This window comes from Paenibacillus sp. 05T425 (genome assembly GCF_056396205.1).
In genome coordinates this window covers 52747-68675 of sequence record NZ_JBFTLA010000002.1, presented here as the reverse complement: position 1 = coordinate 68675, position 15929 = coordinate 52747, and the positions used below count along the sequence as shown (strand labels likewise).

Annotated in this window: 21 protein-coding genes; 11 read left to right on the top strand and 10 right to left on the bottom strand. The window is 47.2% G+C overall.

Annotated elements, in window-relative coordinates:
- Positions 1-72 precede the first annotated feature (72 nt).
- From AC1DF0_RS04190 to AC1DF0_RS04175, 4 genes are all read right to left on the bottom strand, one after another.
- Positions 73-771: an SDR family oxidoreductase gene (locus AC1DF0_RS04190; RefSeq protein WP_442049812.1), complete on the bottom strand. Its 699-nt coding sequence runs from the start codon at positions 769-771 to the stop codon at positions 73-75.
- A 40-nt stretch (positions 772-811) separates the two neighbouring features.
- Positions 812-1804, bottom strand: a complete 993-nt coding sequence (locus AC1DF0_RS04185; protein ID WP_442049873.1) for an NADP-dependent oxidoreductase — start codon at positions 1802-1804, stop codon at positions 812-814.
- A gap of 86 nt (positions 1805-1890) precedes the next feature.
- Positions 1891-2469 (bottom strand): TetR/AcrR family transcriptional regulator, encoded by a 579-nt coding sequence (locus AC1DF0_RS04180; protein ID WP_442049813.1) that lies wholly within the window; start codon positions 2467-2469, stop codon positions 1891-1893.
- 447 nt (positions 2470-2916) lie between these two features.
- On the bottom strand, positions 2917-3198 hold the full coding sequence (locus tag AC1DF0_RS04175; protein WP_477573152.1) for a hypothetical protein: 282 nt from the start codon (positions 3196-3198) through the stop codon (positions 2917-2919).
- Between the two features lie 191 nt (positions 3199-3389).
- Between AC1DF0_RS04175 and AC1DF0_RS04170 the strand changes: the two genes are divergently transcribed.
- From AC1DF0_RS04170 to AC1DF0_RS04150, 5 genes are read left to right on the top strand one after another with little or no spacing between them, the layout of a single operon-like run.
- A complete protein-coding gene (locus tag AC1DF0_RS04170; protein ID WP_171644152.1) occupies positions 3390-3632 on the top strand; it encodes a spore gernimation protein GerQ in 243 nt (80 codons plus the stop codon).
- 12 nt (positions 3633-3644) lie between these two features.
- Positions 3645-4031 (top strand): spore coat protein, encoded by a 387-nt coding sequence (locus tag AC1DF0_RS04165; protein WP_442049815.1) that lies wholly within the window; start codon positions 3645-3647, stop codon positions 4029-4031.
- Positions 4028-5164 carry a zinc-dependent alcohol dehydrogenase gene (locus AC1DF0_RS04160; protein WP_442049816.1) on the top strand — a complete coding sequence of 379 codons (1137 nt, stop codon included), beginning with the start codon at positions 4028-4030 and terminating at the stop codon, positions 5162-5164. Before AC1DF0_RS04165 ends, AC1DF0_RS04160 begins: the two co-directional genes overlap by 4 nt.
- A 31-nt stretch (positions 5165-5195) precedes the next feature.
- Positions 5196-5396 (top strand): hypothetical protein, encoded by a 201-nt coding sequence (locus AC1DF0_RS04155; protein ID WP_442049817.1) that lies wholly within the window; start codon positions 5196-5198, stop codon positions 5394-5396.
- Positions 5397-5407: 11 nt separating this feature from the next.
- Positions 5408-5704, top strand: a complete 297-nt coding sequence (locus tag AC1DF0_RS04150; RefSeq protein WP_442049818.1) for a spore coat protein — start codon at positions 5408-5410, stop codon at positions 5702-5704.
- 618 nt (positions 5705-6322) lie between these two features.
- Here AC1DF0_RS04150 and AC1DF0_RS04145 read toward each other — a convergent pair.
- Positions 6323-6955, bottom strand: a complete 633-nt coding sequence (locus AC1DF0_RS04145) for an NAD(P)H-dependent oxidoreductase (RefSeq protein ID WP_477573151.1) — start codon at positions 6953-6955, stop codon at positions 6323-6325.
- Positions 6956-7092: 137 nt separating this feature from the next.
- On the opposite strand from AC1DF0_RS04145, the gene AC1DF0_RS04140 reads away from it, so the two are divergent.
- The 4 genes from AC1DF0_RS04140 (at position 7093) to AC1DF0_RS04125 (ending at position 10513) form a co-directional block, all read left to right on the top strand.
- The gene (locus AC1DF0_RS04140) at positions 7093-7452 is read left to right on the top strand and encodes a winged helix-turn-helix transcriptional regulator (RefSeq protein WP_442049820.1); all 360 of its coding nucleotides are present in this window, start codon (positions 7093-7095) and stop codon (positions 7450-7452) included.
- Positions 7453-7586: 134 nt separating this feature from the next.
- On the top strand, positions 7587-8756 hold the full coding sequence (locus AC1DF0_RS04135; RefSeq protein ID WP_477573150.1) for a sensor histidine kinase: 1170 nt from the start codon (positions 7587-7589) through the stop codon (positions 8754-8756).
- Complete coding sequence (locus AC1DF0_RS04130; RefSeq protein ID WP_477573149.1) at positions 8743-9429, top strand: response regulator transcription factor; 687 nt, start codon at positions 8743-8745, stop codon at positions 9427-9429. Before AC1DF0_RS04135 ends, AC1DF0_RS04130 begins: the two co-directional genes overlap by 14 nt.
- 196 nt (positions 9430-9625) lie before the next feature.
- Positions 9626-10513 carry a CPBP family intramembrane glutamic endopeptidase gene (locus AC1DF0_RS04125; RefSeq protein WP_477573148.1) on the top strand — a complete coding sequence of 296 codons (888 nt, stop codon included), beginning with the start codon at positions 9626-9628 and terminating at the stop codon, positions 10511-10513.
- A gap of 169 nt (positions 10514-10682) precedes the next feature.
- On the opposite strand, the gene rlmH is transcribed toward AC1DF0_RS04125, so the two are convergent.
- Positions 10683-11162, bottom strand: coding sequence for a 23S rRNA (pseudouridine(1915)-N(3))-methyltransferase RlmH (gene rlmH, locus AC1DF0_RS04120; protein WP_337103875.1), 480 nt, complete (start codon positions 11160-11162; stop codon positions 10683-10685).
- 165 nt (positions 11163-11327) lie between these two features.
- Here rlmH and AC1DF0_RS04115 point away from each other — a divergent pair, with 165 nt between their 5' ends.
- Positions 11328-11714 carry a DnaJ family domain-containing protein gene (locus AC1DF0_RS04115; protein WP_442049824.1) on the top strand — a complete coding sequence of 129 codons (387 nt, stop codon included), beginning with the start codon at positions 11328-11330 and terminating at the stop codon, positions 11712-11714.
- 63 nt (positions 11715-11777) lie between these two features.
- Here AC1DF0_RS04115 and AC1DF0_RS04110 read toward each other — a convergent pair whose 3' ends face one another.
- Together AC1DF0_RS04110 and AC1DF0_RS04105 are read right to left on the bottom strand one after the other, a co-directional pair.
- The gene (locus AC1DF0_RS04110) at positions 11778-11945 is read right to left on the bottom strand and encodes a CxxH/CxxC protein (RefSeq protein ID WP_307204279.1); all 168 of its coding nucleotides are present in this window, start codon (positions 11943-11945) and stop codon (positions 11778-11780) included.
- A gap of 445 nt (positions 11946-12390) precedes the next feature.
- Positions 12391-13743, bottom strand: a complete 1353-nt coding sequence (locus AC1DF0_RS04105) for a S1C family serine protease (protein ID WP_442049825.1) — start codon at positions 13741-13743, stop codon at positions 12391-12393.
- A gap of 191 nt (positions 13744-13934) precedes the next feature.
- Between AC1DF0_RS04105 and AC1DF0_RS04100 the strand changes: the two genes are divergently transcribed.
- Positions 13935-14156, top strand: coding sequence for a hypothetical protein (locus AC1DF0_RS04100; RefSeq protein ID WP_337103872.1), 222 nt, complete (start codon positions 13935-13937; stop codon positions 14154-14156).
- Here the strand turns inward: AC1DF0_RS04100 and AC1DF0_RS04095 are convergent.
- Together AC1DF0_RS04095 and yycI are read right to left on the bottom strand one after the other, a co-directional pair.
- Entirely contained in the window at positions 14125-14931 is an 807-nt protein-coding gene (locus AC1DF0_RS04095; protein ID WP_337103882.1) for an MBL fold metallo-hydrolase, read from the bottom strand. The genes AC1DF0_RS04100 and AC1DF0_RS04095 overlap by 32 nt on opposite strands.
- A gap of 245 nt (positions 14932-15176) precedes the next feature.
- Positions 15177-15926, bottom strand: coding sequence for a two-component system regulatory protein YycI (gene yycI, locus AC1DF0_RS04090; protein ID WP_442049826.1), 750 nt, complete (start codon positions 15924-15926; stop codon positions 15177-15179).
- Between the last annotated feature and the right edge of the window lie 3 nt (positions 15927-15929).

Sequence of the window (15929 nt, the reverse complement as noted above, 5' to 3'; positions counted from 1 at the left end):
CATTCAAGTCATAAATTCCTGTGCTTAGGCCGTGCAGAATATGCCCCGTAGACGCATGTGCATGGTGTTGTGTTATGCCAAATTCGGATAAATCGCAGCTACACCGCCGGCCAACGCGCTTTGGATCATGCGGCTTAAATCATCGGCAAGAATCTCAAAGCTTCCGGATTCGATTCCATCAATAGCGATTTTTGCGATCTCCGCAGGGTTTGACTTAGGAGCATTAACGCCTGAGGTCATATCTGTCTCCATGTATCCAACATGCAGGCCGGCTATTCGAATTTTTTGAGGATACAGACTGATGCGCAGATCGTTCGTCAGTGCCCACTCTGCCGCCTTCGCAGCCGAATATGCTCCTATGCTTCCCGTGCTTAACCAAGATAAGGCGGAGAGAATATTCAGTATGGACCCTCCCCCGTTATTCGCAAGGATAGGTGCGAAAGAACGAATCATGGACAGGGTGCCGAAAAAGTGCGTATTGAATTCTAGATGGATGTGATCGAGATCGCCGTCAAGCAAGGAAGCGCCTGTAGATACGCCTGCATTGTTGATCAGAATCGTTACATCTTTCGCGGTAGCAGCAGCTTCAGCTACTTCTTGTGGGTTAGTGATATCCAATTTAACTGGAATTACGCCTGGGATGTCAATGGACTCCAGATTTCTAGCCGCGGCATACACCTTAGCTCCTCTGGATACAAGCTCAATAGCCAGATGGCGGCCAAAACCTCGGTTCGCGCCTGTAACAAAGGCAACTTGTTCAGAAATTTTCATAATTATTCGCTCCTTAGCATGGTTTGTTTTAAAGCGGAGGTTACCTGATTTTTACGATGATCTTCCCTTTTGCTCTGCCTGATTCGGAGTGCTCAATCGCTTTCTGGGTGTCTTCAAAAGGATAAATTCGATCAATAACGGGCTTTATTTCATCGTTTTCGATCCATTTGGTGAGGATCTCTAATTGTTTGCCGTTTGGTTTCATAAACAGGAAGCTGTACTTGACCTTATATTTTTTCTCTAATTTAGTAATCTTCCGGGCAACCAATCGAAATAGATTCGTTTTGACGAAGCCGGCCCGCTCCTCTTCTCCGAAGCGCGCATTGGGCGGTCCTACGACGGATACGATTTGACCTTGCTTTTTGACCATTTTAAAAGCCTTCTCTAAAGTCTCTCCGCCTTTGGTATCGAAGACGGCATCATAATCTTGTAACAGCACATCGAATTGTTCTGTTTTGTAATTGATGATGCGATCAGCTCCAAGCGATTCGACCAATTTGGCTCCAGCTTCGCTCGTCGTTGTTGCGACATAAAGTCCCATCACTTTGGCAAGTTGGATAGCAAAAGTACCGACTCCGCCGGAACCCGCTTGAATCAATACCTTCTGTCCGGCCTTTAATTTCAATTTTTCATGCAATACTTGATAGGAGGTAAGCCCAACCAATGGAATGGACGCCGCTTCCTCGAAGGTAAGGTTGCGAGGCTTTAGGGCAATATCGTATTCATTCACGGAGATATATTCAGCGAAGGTTCCGCCCTTGCTTGATCGGCCGTATACTTCATCACCGACCTTGAATTTTGTAACCCTCCTTCCCGCTTGAAGAACAACACCCGCAAAATCATATCCTAATACATGGGGCATATCGTATTTCAGCAGGACATTGATTTTACCATCTCGCACAAGAAGATCGAGGGGGTTCACGCTGGCCGCATGGATTTCCACCAGCAAATCGTGCTCGCCTACTGCGGGAATTGGAATGTCAGTTGATCTGAGCGGAAATTTCCCGTATTTGTCAATTACCATAACTCTCATCTTCGCTTGATTAGACATTGATTGTTCCTCCTTGTTAGTTTCGGCACGTTTTTGAGAATGATCGTTCTAATATAACTAAAAAAACATCACCTCTCTAAAAGTTTCATAGATGTATGTGCGGTACGGTGAAGTTTTTCTTTGGCAACCGACATTCTTGCCATTGCCCTTAAACCAACCCACACATTATGCAGGTATTCTGCCAATTCTCCGGCATCGTAATCCGTGTTGAATTCGCCGTCACGCTGCCCCCAGACAATAATTTCCTTGAGCTGCTGCTCTGCTATTGTAAACGCCTTAGTCAGCTTGGCATCAACATCGGCATCGCGTACTGCCAATTCTACTGCGGAATTCACCATTAAACAGCCGGAAGGCGAGTCTGCTTGTCCATCAATCATGAAGCCAAATATAAACTGAAGAGCTTCCGTCGCAGTGTTGGAACGTTTAATTCCAGATGCAAGCTCGGCATTGATTTTCTCGCCAAAACGATCCATCGCTTTTAGAAACAACATATGTTTGTCTCCAAATGTGTCATACAAGCTTCTTCGATGGATTCCCATGCGCTCGACCAGATCGGTCATGGACGTCTTCTCGTAACCTTGTTCCCAGAAGAGTCTCATCGCTTTATCCAATACCGCGTTCTCTTCAAACTCTTTGCTTCTCGCCATTTATATCTCCCTCCAGTTATCAATATAGCATATTGAGAACGATCAGTAAAGAATTGACGTCTTAACGACTCGTCACATCATGAATTCGCCCTACTTGTGGTAAGGTTCGCCGTAACGGGGCTAACGGCGAAATTTCGACAGATTCTTGGCGGAGCTGGTTTTGAACTTGTTAGGGAGATAAATAAGCCGCCAATCGCATTTTACGTGGCGGCTTATCACACTTCCGTATGAAGTTTTTCTGAAAATGTCCGAGACATCGTAAGAAACAAAAAGCTTCGGCGCAAGCCGAAGCTTTCTGACGGAGACTCTCCGTGTCTATGGCAAATACGTTCCTCCGTGCGGCAACGTAGGTCATTTGCCCATGCGGAGAGTATCGGCGTAAATTCGGAAAACATCATCCGACGCGTATTTCTCGACATAGACAGACGACCATACCTGCGCCAAGGCCTATTGTTGGTCCGGCAGACGTAATGCGTTTGCCGAAGTTTGCGCTTGATCTAAAAATTCCTCTGCTTGGGTCAACTGCTGCCGGGCCGTCTCCAAAGCTTGTGAATTTGTTGCCGCATTAGATTCACTTATCGAGCTTATCGCCTGATTTAAAGCCGTTTGTGCCTCAGAAACCGCGTTAGATGAATGCTGCTCCAGCGTATTGCCGCTCGAGTTAAGTGTACCTCCTGCCGGTTTTCTTGCATTTTCGGTAGCTAGATCAATTTTGTTTTCATTGGGCAAAGCGAGTTCTCCTCCCTTGAGCAAGATCATTAATTTAAACAGAAATAAGTATGCGGTTGAGATTTTATTTATATTCCTGAGACTGCATGGGAATATTCGGATCCTACATTTCCGGCAATCCATTTTAGTATAAGATCCGATGCGTCGGAAAATCTAACGTTGATGAAAAAAAAGGAGGTGATAATTTCTCCATGAATACGCCAACGCTAGCGCCGCACGAATCGATGGAACTGCATGAAGCATTAAACTTTAAAACGCTTTGCCTCGCTAAGTCAAAACTTATGCAAGGCTTGGTCTTTGACCAAGAGCTAAAAGCGTTAATGCAGAAAGACGTCATTCAATCCACACAACAGATCGCCGAGCTGCAAGCAATCTACGCAAGAGCTCCTTTCCAAGCGCCTGTTCCGAATAGCCCGACACCTATAACACATTAAAGGGGAACGCAAATGAATTCCGATTATTTAGACCCGATTAATTCATTAAATATGCCGGAAATGGCCGATATGACTTTTGCAATGGACTTCCTTCTTCGTGCCAAGGAGGGTGTGCGAAATTTGTCCATCGCCCTTACGGAAACGGCTTCTCCGGATGTAAGAGCATTGCTGCGCAATCATCTTAAGCAGGGTATTGCAATGCACCACGAAATTACGGAGCTCATGATTCGCAAAAAATGGTTCCACCCTTACGAGCTGAACGAACAGTACCAACTCGACCAGCTTTCGGCGAAAAATACGGTGATGATCGGGCAGATGAATTTGTTCCCAGGCGATACGTCACGTAAAGGGATGTTTGATCGGATCCCAGATGAACATATTGGAGGACATAAAGCATGAAGGCGGTAACTTATCAAGGGATTAAAAATGTCGTGGTCAAAGAGGTGCCGGATCCGAAGATTCTGAAACCGGACGATATGATCGTAAAGATCACCAGTACCGCTATTTGCGGTTCCGACCTTCACCTTATTCACGGGATGATCCCTAACCTTCAGGAGAATTATGTCATCGGGCATGAACCGATGGGGATCGTAGAAGAGGTAGGCCCCGACGTGACAAAGGTAAAGAAAGGCGACCGTGTGATCATCCCGTTTAACATCGCATGCGGAGAATGCTTTTTTTGCAAAAATCAGCTGGAAAGCCAATGTGACAATTCAAACGAACACGGGGATATGGGCGCATATTTCGGCTACTCCGGAACGACCGGCGGATATCCTGGCGGGCAAGCCGAGTACTTACGAGTCCCGTTCGCAAATTTTACCCACTTCAAGATTCCCGAAAACTGCGAACAACCGGACGAAAAGCTAAGCTTGATCGCCGATGCCATGACGACGGCATTCTGGAGCGTAGATAACGCCGGCGTAAAGAATGGAGATACGGTCATCGTGCTCGGCTGCGGTCCGGTCGGACTTCTGGCCCAGAAATTCTGCTGGCTTAAAGGAGCAAAGCGGGTCATAGCCGTCGACTATGTCGATTACCGCTTACAGCATGCGAAGCGAACGAACAATGTGGAAATCGTAAACTTCGAACAGGATATGAATATCGGCAACAATCTCAAGGAAATGACCAAAGGCGGCGCCGATGTCGTGATCGATGCGGTAGGAATGGACGGCAAGATGAGCGATCTCGAATTTCTAGCCAGCGGTTTGAAACTGCAAGGTGGCACCATGAGCGCATTTATCATTGCGTCTCAGGCTGTCCGCAAAGGCGGGACCATCCAAGTTACCGGGGTATACGGCGGACGCTATAACGGATTCCCGCTCGGCGACATCATGCAGCGCAACGTGAATATCCGTTCCGGACAAGCTCCGGTCATTCACTACATGCCGTATATGTACGAGTTGGTTACGTCGGGGAAAGTGGACCCTGGAGACATTGTTACGCACGTCATTCCGCTCAGCGAGGCCAAACGCGGCTATGAAGTGTTCGATACGAAAACGGACGATTGCATCAAAGTCGTCTTAAAGCCTTGAATATGGATAGATACATGGGAGGACAATCCGAATGAATTCCAATTACGCTTTGCATGAGATGCTGGAGGTTCATGAAATGGCTGCGTTCAAGACGGTTTGCATGACCAAATCCAAAACCATGCAAGCTCTGGTAACCGACCCAGAACTCATGCAAATTTTGCAGCAAGACGTTCAATTATCACAGCAGCAGCTTCAGGAGCTCGGTGGAGTGCTGTCTAAAGTGACCCAATAGGAGATAAAAACATGAACACAATATTAGAACACATGACAGGGCTTAATACGCTGACCGATGACGTGATCGCAATGGATTTTTTTATGAACGCCAAGAGCGGAGTCAGAAACTACGCCATGGCCGTGACCGAATGTGCCACCCCCGAAATCAAGCAAATTTTGATGAAACAGCTCGACGAAGCCATAGACTCCCATGAGAAGATAACAATCTACATGATGCAGCGGGGCCTATACCATCCCTACCATATTCCAGAGCAAATTCAGATCGATCTGAAAAACATTCAGACCGCTATGAACATTCCGTCCTGACAACGTATTTCGTCCCGGCAAAACGCGCAAAACCATAATGGTTCAGGCGCGTTTTTGCTTTAGCCGGAGACTTGGAGAGTATATAGATAATCATCCTGCCCCCTATCAATAATAGTGATCCTTGTATTACAATGTTACCGTCTTTGGCAACGAGAACGACACCGCTGAAGTTATCCTTTTTGGCCATGAATGTATCCAATTTCTTTTGTAGATCCCCCGGCAGTTTAGATGGATTGGAGTTATTTCCGTTATTTGTGTAAGTTGTTCGTAAAGTCGCATTACTCGAGTCAATTCCATTCATTATGATTTAGTCCACATACGTCTTGAAGCGGCCACAGCACCTGCTAATAGTACGGCAATAAACACGATGGATAGAACTATCGCTAACCACATATCCGTATCACTCTGACGGCGAATTTAAAGGGATACCCTTTTGAGCGCCTTATAGTTGTCACAAATAAGCCCGTTTCCCAACAGGAACACGGGCATCAAAAAGTTTTAGAATCCTTCCACCGCTAGTTTAACAATCACTCTTCTTGCGGTTACTTTCTCATATGCGATCCGAAGATTGGCCGCGTGAATCGGCTGTAGCCTAGGCTCGAGAACGATGCCCCTCAGTTAGAAACGTTTGGCAAAATCTGTAGCATGAGCAATTGCTTTTTCTTTAATAGCTGGAGCTTGCTCTAATGATGCCGTTCCTTCAACAAAAATTGCCTCAATAGATTGAATCCCATAGAACTGTAAAATCTTAGTAAGATAGCTGTATCCCATTTCATATGCAGCAAGAGGACCTTCCGAATAAACGGAACCACTAGTTTGAATGTGTAAGGCTTTCTTGCCGGACAACAGACCTAAAGGACCATCTTTGGTATATTTGAACGTCTTACCCGGAATTGAAGTCACATCCGTGTATGCTTTCAAAACCGGCGGGATCGAGAAATTCCACATGGGGGAAACATACACGTATTTATCGGCAGCCACGTATTGATCAACAATCGCCTCAAGACGAGCTACTTTTGATTTCTCGGCGTCAGACAGTTGATCGAAAGACGAACCCGATCGAAGCTTTCCCCAACCGTGTAAAACATCGGCATCAAATTGTGGAATATTCTCCTTGTACATATCCAAATGAACAATTTCATCAGTTGGATTTGCCTCACGATACGCTTCAATAAATGCTTTGCCTACCGCGAGGCTAAAAGATTCCTGAGGATCAAGGGGATGCGCGGTGATGTACAGTACAGTAGTCATGAATAATCAAAACTTCCTTTCTATAATCAAATGAAGTACACTTTCAAGGTTGATCATATACTATATACTTACTTATCGTAAGTAGGCACAATAATGTGGTATAGTATTAAAAAAGGTACTGTAACGGAGGCCAACGTATGCATAAGAACCCTGTCCAATGTCAATTCGTTGCGGCGCTGGATTCGATCGTCGGCAAATGGAAGCCGATTATCCTTTATCATTTGCTTCAAGGTAAACCTTTGCGGTTCAATGAGCTAAGAAGATTAATGCCCGATATTACTCAAAGGATGCTTACGCTCCATCTGCGCGAATTGGAGGAGGAAGAGTTGGTTAAACGAGTCATTTATCCGCAAATCCCGCCGAAAGTGGAGTACTCCATCACGGAATACGGCATGAGCCTGTCTCCGGTGTTGGAAACCTTACATCAATGGGGGTTGGCCCATGTTGAGCGAAAACAGTTGAAAAAGGCGAAAAATGAACAAACAGAAACGGACTAGCGCTCAACATTACGCTAGTCCGTTTCATTCTGCACCGAGTCACAAAATATAACGAAAGTGATTACGAGGTTCTGAAACTTAATGTATATTTGAGAAGAAATCATTCATTATGCTTGGGTAAAGGACGGATACCTGTGAAAAAAGTTTTTTATTTCATGGATTGGGGTATCTTTGGGCTCCGCTCCTATAATTATATTTTGCTGTTATTACATATTGTAATGGAGAGTGAATTTTCACCCCGATTGCTCGTAGACGTCGTTTGGCTCTTAGCGGCCTTTACTATTCCTATTTTATTCTGGTTTCCGCAGCTAAGGAAGAACAAGGAATGGTTCATCTTAMTTGAACTATTGCTAGGAGGATCTTATTATATTAAATCGTTCACGCAGGCGGATCAGTTGGGAAGTGTCGATTATCTTATCCCGAGTCTTACAATCGGTTACTTATTGACCAGAAAGACGGCCTGGAGCATGCCGGTACTATTGTTAATGCCCTTTACCAGCATGTTATTCGGAAAAGTTACATGGGACCTGGCGCTCGGTTCAAGCTCAGATAACCTTCTTTTCTCTTTTATCGGAATTTGGGTCAATTTCATTGCCACAGCCTATCACGAGAAAAATAAATTAGCTAAAGAAATTGACGAACAAAATAAATTGTTAACCCAATATGCTGCCGAGATCGAAAGGATGACTCTGCTGGAGGAACGAAGTCGTATGTCCAAGGAGATGCATGACACGTTAGGACACTCTTTTATTTCCCTTATTATGAGTCTCGATGCTGCTATTGCGCTTCTAGACAAAAAACCAAATCTAGCCAAGGAGAAATTGATTAGTATAAGAGGACTGACGGAACAAAACTTGGATGAAATGAGGAACATCGTGCACAAGATGGGGGAGGAAGAGAATATAAGTCTAGTAAACCAAGCACAGGGACTCATCAACAACTTTCGAGAATATACCGGAACGGTCATTCGCCTCACGCTGAAGGGAACAGAACGGACAATTAGTTTCGATGTGCGGCAATCGATAATTCGGGTGATACAAGAGTCTTTTACGAATGCACTAAAGCATGGAAATGCATCGGAAATTGAGTTGGTGCTCCAGTTTACTCTATCAACTTTGTGTGTTTCCATTCGAAATAATGGAAAATCTCCAGAAAAGCTTGAGTATGGGTTCGGCCTGACAACAATGAAGAATCGGATTGAGATGCTGGGAGGTACCTTTTCAATCTCCGCCTTGGCGATCACTGGTGCTGAAGTCAGATGCGAAATACCACTGAAAGGAGATAAGTTGTATGCCAAAAATTAAAGTACTCATCGTTGATGATCAGGAATTGATCCTTGAAAGTCTAAATATCGTACTAGAGATGGAAGACGATATCGAGATTGTGGGATTGGCTAAGAATGGTGAAGAAGCTATCAACTATTGTGAAAGATCCCAACCGGATATCATCCTCATGGATATAAATATGCCTATTATGGATGGCGTTGTTGCTACAGAAAAGATCAAACCCCGATTCCCGTTAACGAAAATTATTATTCTAACTTCGTACAAAGAAGTTGAATATGTTCTGGCAGCATTAAGTCATGGAGCTGAAGGCTTCCTACTCAAAGCCATCCATCCCAAAAACCTTATAGCCGGCATACGAGTGGTTCACACAGGAGGCACACTCATTTCGCCAGAAATGGCAGACAAAATGATTAAAAGCATGCTGAAAAGTGGTATTTCATCGACTATGGATACAAGGGCCTTGGAACCCGGATTGCTTGAGAAAAACAATGAATTCGGACTTAGCGTCCGCGAAGTCGAAGTTCTTCACAAGCTGGCGTTAGGTTTGCGCAATCAGGATATCGCTAAGGCATTATATCTTAGTGAAGGTACGGTTAAAAATTACATCTCGAATATTTATTCGAAATTGAATGTGAAAGGAAGAAGAGAAGCTGCCTATAAGGCTAAGGAAACAGGGATTATAGATCCTTAAAGAACACGCCATTAAGAAGAATGAGATCATACAATAGATCTGCTCACAGCCGACACCGTAATGGATGTCGGCTTTTATTTGGCTAAAGTCATATGACCAAGATATGACGAAACGGCACTGCTGACGCATGACTTTTTTAACGTATATTGGAACATAAATAGATATCCTGTCAGAGGAAAAGGAGCGATCACTGATAATGAGAAAAACGAATACACCTAACAATGAAGCGCTTAGTGGTAAGAGAAGGTCTACGTTTGTTGCGTTCTTTCAATCCCCCCTCATCTGGATGCTCGTGGGAGCGATTGGGATCATTCTCGCCAATGTGGCATTCAACTTGTTAACCAAAGATTTAAAAGCACCAGGGTCCGTCATACTGACACTTGTCKGATGTGCCGTTGCAATCGTTATCTATTGGCTTGTGATGAAGTATCTGGCGCGGCGTCCGGTTCCCGAGCTTCTGTTCCAACGGCGTGCGATATCGGAAGTTATTGTCGGTGCTGTCGTCGGTCTTATCTTTATCATCGTTTCAACAGCCCTCATCGTCCTATTTAATGGGTATTCATTCAAGTGGGCAAACGAAAACATCGGCTCTATCGTTTGGCCTATCATCATCACACAACTCGGCGGTGCCTTCATAGAAGAATTAATCTTCCGGGGGCTTGCCTTTCAAGCAATTGAAAAAATGGGTGGAAGCCTGCTTGCACTGACCCTAACATCCCTCTTCTTTGGGGTCGCTCACCTAGGCAACCCCGGAGCTACGGCTTGGGGAGCCCTCTCTATTGCCATTGAAGCTGGTGTATTGCTGGGTGCAGCCTTCCTTTGGCGGCGCAATGTTTGGTTTATCATAGGCCTCCATTTCTTTTGGAATGCAATAGAGGGACTCTTAGGCATTCCCGTATCAGGCCATACCTCCCCAGGTCTTTTCACGGTCGAAGTTACGGGCCCGGCCCTTCTCACTGGAGGCAAATTCGGTCTTGAAGCTTCGATAATACCCGTAATAATCAGTCTGTTGATCGCCATCCCTATGCTGATTTTTGCTCGCCGCAAAGGGCATCTCCTATCTCTCCGTCAAGATCCAAAATAATATTCGAACCTGTTGCAAATAATTGAATTTTCGCCCGCCGCAGTGCGGATGGTAACATCTATGAGCGAAATCGAAAGGCACCGTTCAGGTGCCTTTTACTCATCTCGGTATGATTTTCTGGACAGGCATTGGTCATTAAACCCCTGCAAGTTCTTGTCTGAATTTCGCCCTATTTGTGATACGGTTCCCCCCGATTTATCTTCACCGCCCGATAAATCTGCTCCACCAGCACCAGCCGCATAAGCTGGTGCGGCAGCGTCATGCGCCCGAAGCTGAGCTTCTGCTGGGCGCGCTGAAGAACAGCGGGAGCGAGCCCGTTGCTCCCGCCAATAACAAAGGCCACATGGCTCCGCCCGTATGTGGCCAACTTGTCGAGCTGCGTCGCGAGATCCTCGCTCGACCACAGCTCGCCATCAAGGGCAAGCGCGACGACATGCGCGTCCGGCTTCAGCTGCGCCAGAAGCCGCTCGCCCTCGCGGTCGCGCACAATCGCTTCCTCCGCCGGACTCATCGTCTCCGGCGCCTTCTCATCGGGCACTTCCGTGAGCGTAAGCTTCACGTAAGGCCCGAGCCGCTTGGCATACTCCGCGATGCCAAGCACCAAATATTTTTCCTTCAGCTTGCCAACCGCCGCTATCTGTATATGCATAAATTACGTTACACATCCTTTTAAATGTTGCTCCCAGCATAGCAGAAAATAACCCGATATGTGAAGCGAAGCCCCTCATCGCCCAACTGCCCTGCAAATCCTTTATTCTGCTTATTTGACTAGCATTGATTTGTGATAAACTACTGCTAAAGGAGTTGATTGAAGATGGATATTTTTCGTACGTTAGCCGAGGAGAAGATACGCGAGGCCATGCGCAAAGGGGAATTCGACAATCTGCCCGGCGCCGGCAAGCCGCTTCCTCCAGACGATATGGATAACGTGCCAGAGGAGCTCCGAGTTGGCTACAAGCTGCTCAAGAACGCCGGAGTACTTCCCGAGGAAATGCAGCTTCGCAAAGAAATGATCACGCTTGGCGATCTCATATCCGCCTGCCAGAACGATACCGAACGCAAAAAGCTTCAAGGCCAGTTATCCGCCAAGAAGCTTCGCTATCAAACTATAATGTCCGAACGCGGCTGGGCATCATCCGAAGCGTTCATCGATTACCAGCGTCAAATCATACAGAAGCTGCTCGACAAGGACGAGGATTGACTCATAGCACCACGACCATCCATTCCTTCCGTAAACAACAGCCGCCGACCGAATATATACCCGTTACACCACCAGGAAAGTGGCTGCTTCTTCACACAAATCGCACTTGCGCGGCGGATCCCAATCCGCGAACTGCGTTTCCTTTAAATCGACCACGTCCGGCGCATCCTCATACTCATCTACGAATCTATCTAACGCGTTCTCAATATGAGCTTTACATACACAATACATAATCTGCTCGCTTCCTATCCCTAGTTGATAATTTGATTTTGTTCGCTATCTCCAGCATATCAGAAAATGTCGTATGCTGTGAAGTTAAGAAGTACGTTAGAAGTTTCCAATCCAACCACACGATCGCTAATCACTTAACAATCATCATGTTTTTTAGCCCAGTAACGAATCGTAGAACGCTTATTCGCTGTTTCACCCTATATTCGGCATCCTTACGAATCGAGCGAACCTTATTCACCCAAGTACGATGCATTAGAGTGCCATTTCAGAGAAATAAGTGTTTCTGGATTCGCTAACGACCAAATGCCCTCTCCTATCCAACAATAAGCGCTTCTGAATTCGTTAGGCAAAAGCAAACAAACAAAAAAACAGGATCCAAACGGTTGCCCGTTCGAATCCTGCATTCTTTATCATTCATATACATCCTTACTCTCCGCTCAAAGGCTTACTCCTCGTCATCCTTCACGCCAAGCTTGAACTTCGTCGTCTTCAGTTCGCCCTCGCGGTAGAACGTGACCTCGATCTCGTCGCCGATTTCCTTCTGGTCGTACAAGTATTTGCGAAGCTCCATTGTACTGCCGATCGACTGGCGATCCAGCTTCACGATTACGTCGTTGAACGCAAGGCCGGCATCCAGAGCCGGACCGACCGCCTCAAGGACGATGACGCCGTCATACACCTCATCCGGCAGTCCAAGCTCCTGACCGCCTTCTTCAGTTGCCGCCTCATCCTTGTCTTCCGCCTTCGGCGCTTCGCCGCCGTCCTCTTCTTCGGACAATTCGCCTTCGAAAGCTTCCGCCATGCTCTGCTGTTCCCAATATTGCTCCAGGTCCATCGTATACACGCCCAGGTACGGACGCGGCACGAAGCCGTTTTTCAGCAGGCTCTCGATAACCGGCATCGCGTTGTTGATCGGAATAGCGAAGCCGATGCCTTCTACGCCAAAGTCGGCGATCTTCATGCTGTTGATGCCAACCACATGGCCGTTCATATCGATCAACGGACCGCCGCTGTTGCCTTGGTTAATGGACGCATCGATCTGAATAACCTCTTGCTCCCAGTCATACACGCCATCTTGGTTTAGCGAGACAGGAATGATCTGATGCGTCCGGCTGACGATGCCCTGCGACAATGAATCGCCAAGTCCCAGCGGATTGCCGATTGCAATGACGAACTCTGCTGCGCGTAGCGCCGAAGAGTCGCCAATCTCTGCCACAACATCAATGCCCTTCGCATCGATCTCCAGTACCGCTAGATCGGTAATCTGATCTTTGCCGACAATACGCGCCTCGCGCTTCTCGCCATTCATGAGAACCGCCTTCACGGATACCGCTTTGTCGATCACGTGATGATTCGTCACGATGATCGCCTTGCCATCGTTCTTCGATATAATAACGCCCGAACCGACGCCAGCCTCGCGCAGCGTGCCCTTGTCTTCGCTGCCTTCCTCTAGCGCCTCGCCGCCGAGCGAATACATTTGCTCGTTCACAATACTAACGACGGCTGGTCTTACTTTAGCCGACGCTTGAATAGCCCGCTCCGACGCGTCCATCGTCTGGATGACCCCGGCTGCAGCCTTCGCGGAAGGACCGCTTCCGCTATCTCCGCCGCCGCCGAAGAATGCTCCGAACAATAGAGTCGCAGCGATGGCGCTGGTGAAAGATGATACGAAGGCGACCTTTACATTTGACCATTTTCGGCCGCCACTTTTATAAGGAAACGCAAAGTCTTCTCGCTTGCTGACACGCGCGCGCCGAGAAACCTTTGTCGAGTAGAAATCGTCGTCGAATAAGCCCATCGCTATCGCTCCTCTCAATGTCTACCGACATCAAGACTATTTTTTGGTATCTAGGAATGTTTTCGGAAGAATTGACTAAAATAATAATAGATTCGTTAGGAAGCACAATCATTTCTACAGTTTTTGCTGCATCATTTTTCATAGCGATAACGTTCATGTAACTATTCATTCATTGAAGGAGAGAAGCCATTATGAAATCCAAATCCCCCGCTTCATGGGAGCATGTTCAGCTCGTTGCCAAGCTCGCAGATCTGAAGGATGACCACTACCGCACCGTCCTCGCTCTTAGCGCCATGCTAGAGCTGTTCATAGAGAAAGGTCTGCTAACGAGAGAAGAGCTTAGCGCCAAGCAAGAAGAGCTTGATGCACAGATGGAATCGCTTATTTCCGCCTCACTTCATCCCATGGGGTAGGTTTGTCATGGTGCGTCTCGCGCAGCGGATGCTCTTCCTTCTTATAAAATATTCCGTGGTCTTCCAATATAGAATTGACCGTTAATTTCGCTAAGTCCATTACATTATGGTCAAGGCTAAGGTGAGCCAAATAGACGCGTTTCGTTCGATCCGTCATGAGCTCGCACAGCGCCTCGCCTGCCGCTACGTTCGATAAATGGCCGACATCGCTCAATATTCGGCGCTTAATATTCCAAGGATAACGCCCCATGCGGAGCATTTCCGTATCGTGGTTCGATTCGAGCACCAGTACATCGGAATCGATGATCTGACGCTTCACCTTCTCGCTTACATAACCTAGGTCTGTAGCCAGACTCAGCTTCTCGCCCCGCTCTTCGAACGTGTACCCGACCGGCTCCGCCGCATCATGCGAGATCGGATAAGACTGCACCTTCATCGGGCCAAAATCAAGCGCCTCGCCCGTCTCCATAATGACGCGCTTCTCAGGTGCGATATTGCCGACGTGACGCTCAAGCGCGCCCCACGTTGCCTCGTTCGCATAGATCGGCAGCTCGTATTTGCGCGCGAACGCGCCTAATCCTTTAATATGATCGGAATGTTCATGCGTAACGAACAGCGCGTCTATATGATGCCCGGCTATTCCTTGCTCCCGCATGACCTCATCCAGCTTCTTCATGCTGAGTCCCGCGTCGACAAGCACCGTCTTCTCACTGCCTTGCACGATTGTCGCATTTCCCGTTGAACCGCTTGCCAGTACCGTGAATCGTAATCCCATAACCGCCCGTCCTATCCCTTCTGCCCATACATACGGCATACGCACGTATCTATCTATCATTTCTCTCTAGTTTCGCAATATCCTGTCTATCAACGGCATTTACTAGAAATTAGCAGATAAATTCCCGCTAATTGGCTACTTTATTTGATTTTCGCTTCACTTCTTAATAAATAAATGGACGAATCCCCTATATTCTAAACACTAAACACAGGAAGGACTCCCCACCTGCGCTGCGAACCCACTCGCTACCTAAGTCCTACCGTCTCTACTTGTTCCTCATCCGTCGTAACTTCTCCGCTGATCGCATGAACATAATAGATTTGACCGTCCTCCAGCATGACCCGCCAGGAAGGCGCGGACACTTGCTTCTCGGAGTCAAAGATTTGTCCGTGATAGCCCAGCTGTATATCGGTAATAACCGCGCCGTTCGGCAAGTACGTCTCTATCAAGCTGGCAACGACCTTGGCCGCAGGCAACACCTGCTTCGCATCGCCCCTGCTTAGAATCTCGATCCGATCCTGCTGATAACCCGTTATTTTCTGAAAGCTATGATGCAGCTCCAGCTTCACATCGAACATCGGCCGCCCTTCCGTTATACGATGCAGGACGAACACGCCGTCATCGCTAACGAGCTGGTCATAAACATATTGATTCAGCTCAGGAATAATGCTCCCGAGCGTCTTTACCAGTTCCGATTGCGTGAAAACAATCCGGCCGTCGACCGCCGTCTCCAGCATAATCGGCTGGGCATTCTTCCTGCTGTCCGAATGCAGCAAATACGTAATATCGCGAAGCTCCGGGGTCTCCAGCGGCAGATTGGCACTCAGCGATATGCCCTTTTGYTGCATAAGCAGCACCTTGTCCTGCGGCAGCTCTGCCGAATTGACGTTCACGTTCACCTGCTCCCGAATATCGAGCCATAGCTGATAGCCTAACAAAATATTAAGCAGCAGGAACGAGAAAATAAGCACGCTCTTCGCTCTACTCCAATCCACTCG

Bases quoted from the DNA above. Each gene is read 5' to 3' on its own strand.
- AC1DF0_RS04180 (WP_442049813.1), bottom strand. From the start codon at position 2,469: ATGGCGAGAAGCAAAGAGTTTGAAGAGAACGCGGTATTGGATAAAGCG.
- AC1DF0_RS04130 (WP_477573149.1), top strand. From the start codon at position 8,743: ATGCCAAAAATTAAAGTACTCATCGTTGATGATCAGGAATTGATCCTT.
- AC1DF0_RS04190 (WP_442049812.1), bottom strand. From the start codon at position 771: ATGAAAATTTCTGAACAAGTTGCCTTTGTTACAGGCGCGAACCGAGGT.
- AC1DF0_RS04160 (WP_442049816.1), top strand. From the start codon at position 4,028: ATGAAGGCGGTAACTTATCAAGGGATTAAAAATGTCGTGGTCAAAGAG.
- AC1DF0_RS04105 (WP_442049825.1), bottom strand. From the start codon at position 13,743: ATGGGCTTATTCGACGACGATTTCTACTCGACAAAGGTTTCTCGGCGC.
- AC1DF0_RS04110 (WP_307204279.1), bottom strand. From the start codon at position 11,945: ATGTATTGTGTATGTAAAGCTCATATTGAGAACGCGTTAGATAGATTC.
- AC1DF0_RS04100 (WP_337103872.1), top strand. From the start codon at position 13,935: ATGAAATCCAAATCCCCCGCTTCATGGGAGCATGTTCAGCTCGTTGCC.
- AC1DF0_RS04145 (WP_477573151.1), bottom strand. From the start codon at position 6,955: ATGACTACTGTACTGTACATCACCGCGCATCCCCTTGATCCTCAGGAA.
- rlmH (WP_337103875.1), bottom strand. From the start codon at position 11,162: ATGCATATACAGATAGCGGCGGTTGGCAAGCTGAAGGAAAAATATTTG.
- AC1DF0_RS04115 (WP_442049824.1), top strand. From the start codon at position 11,328: ATGGATATTTTTCGTACGTTAGCCGAGGAGAAGATACGCGAGGCCATG.
- AC1DF0_RS04140 (WP_442049820.1), top strand. From the start codon at position 7,093: ATGCATAAGAACCCTGTCCAATGTCAATTCGTTGCGGCGCTGGATTCG.
- AC1DF0_RS04095 (WP_337103882.1), bottom strand. From the start codon at position 14,931: ATGGGATTACGATTCACGGTACTGGCAAGCGGTTCAACGGGAAATGCG.
- AC1DF0_RS04170 (WP_171644152.1), top strand. From the start codon at position 3,390: ATGAATACGCCAACGCTAGCGCCGCACGAATCGATGGAACTGCATGAA.
- AC1DF0_RS04155 (WP_442049817.1), top strand. From the start codon at position 5,196: ATGAATTCCAATTACGCTTTGCATGAGATGCTGGAGGTTCATGAAATG.
- AC1DF0_RS04150 (WP_442049818.1), top strand. From the start codon at position 5,408: ATGAACACAATATTAGAACACATGACAGGGCTTAATACGCTGACCGAT.
- AC1DF0_RS04185 (WP_442049873.1), bottom strand. From the start codon at position 1,804: ATGAGAGTTATGGTAATTGACAAATACGGGAAATTTCCGCTCAGATCA.
- AC1DF0_RS04165 (WP_442049815.1), top strand. From the start codon at position 3,645: ATGAATTCCGATTATTTAGACCCGATTAATTCATTAAATATGCCGGAA.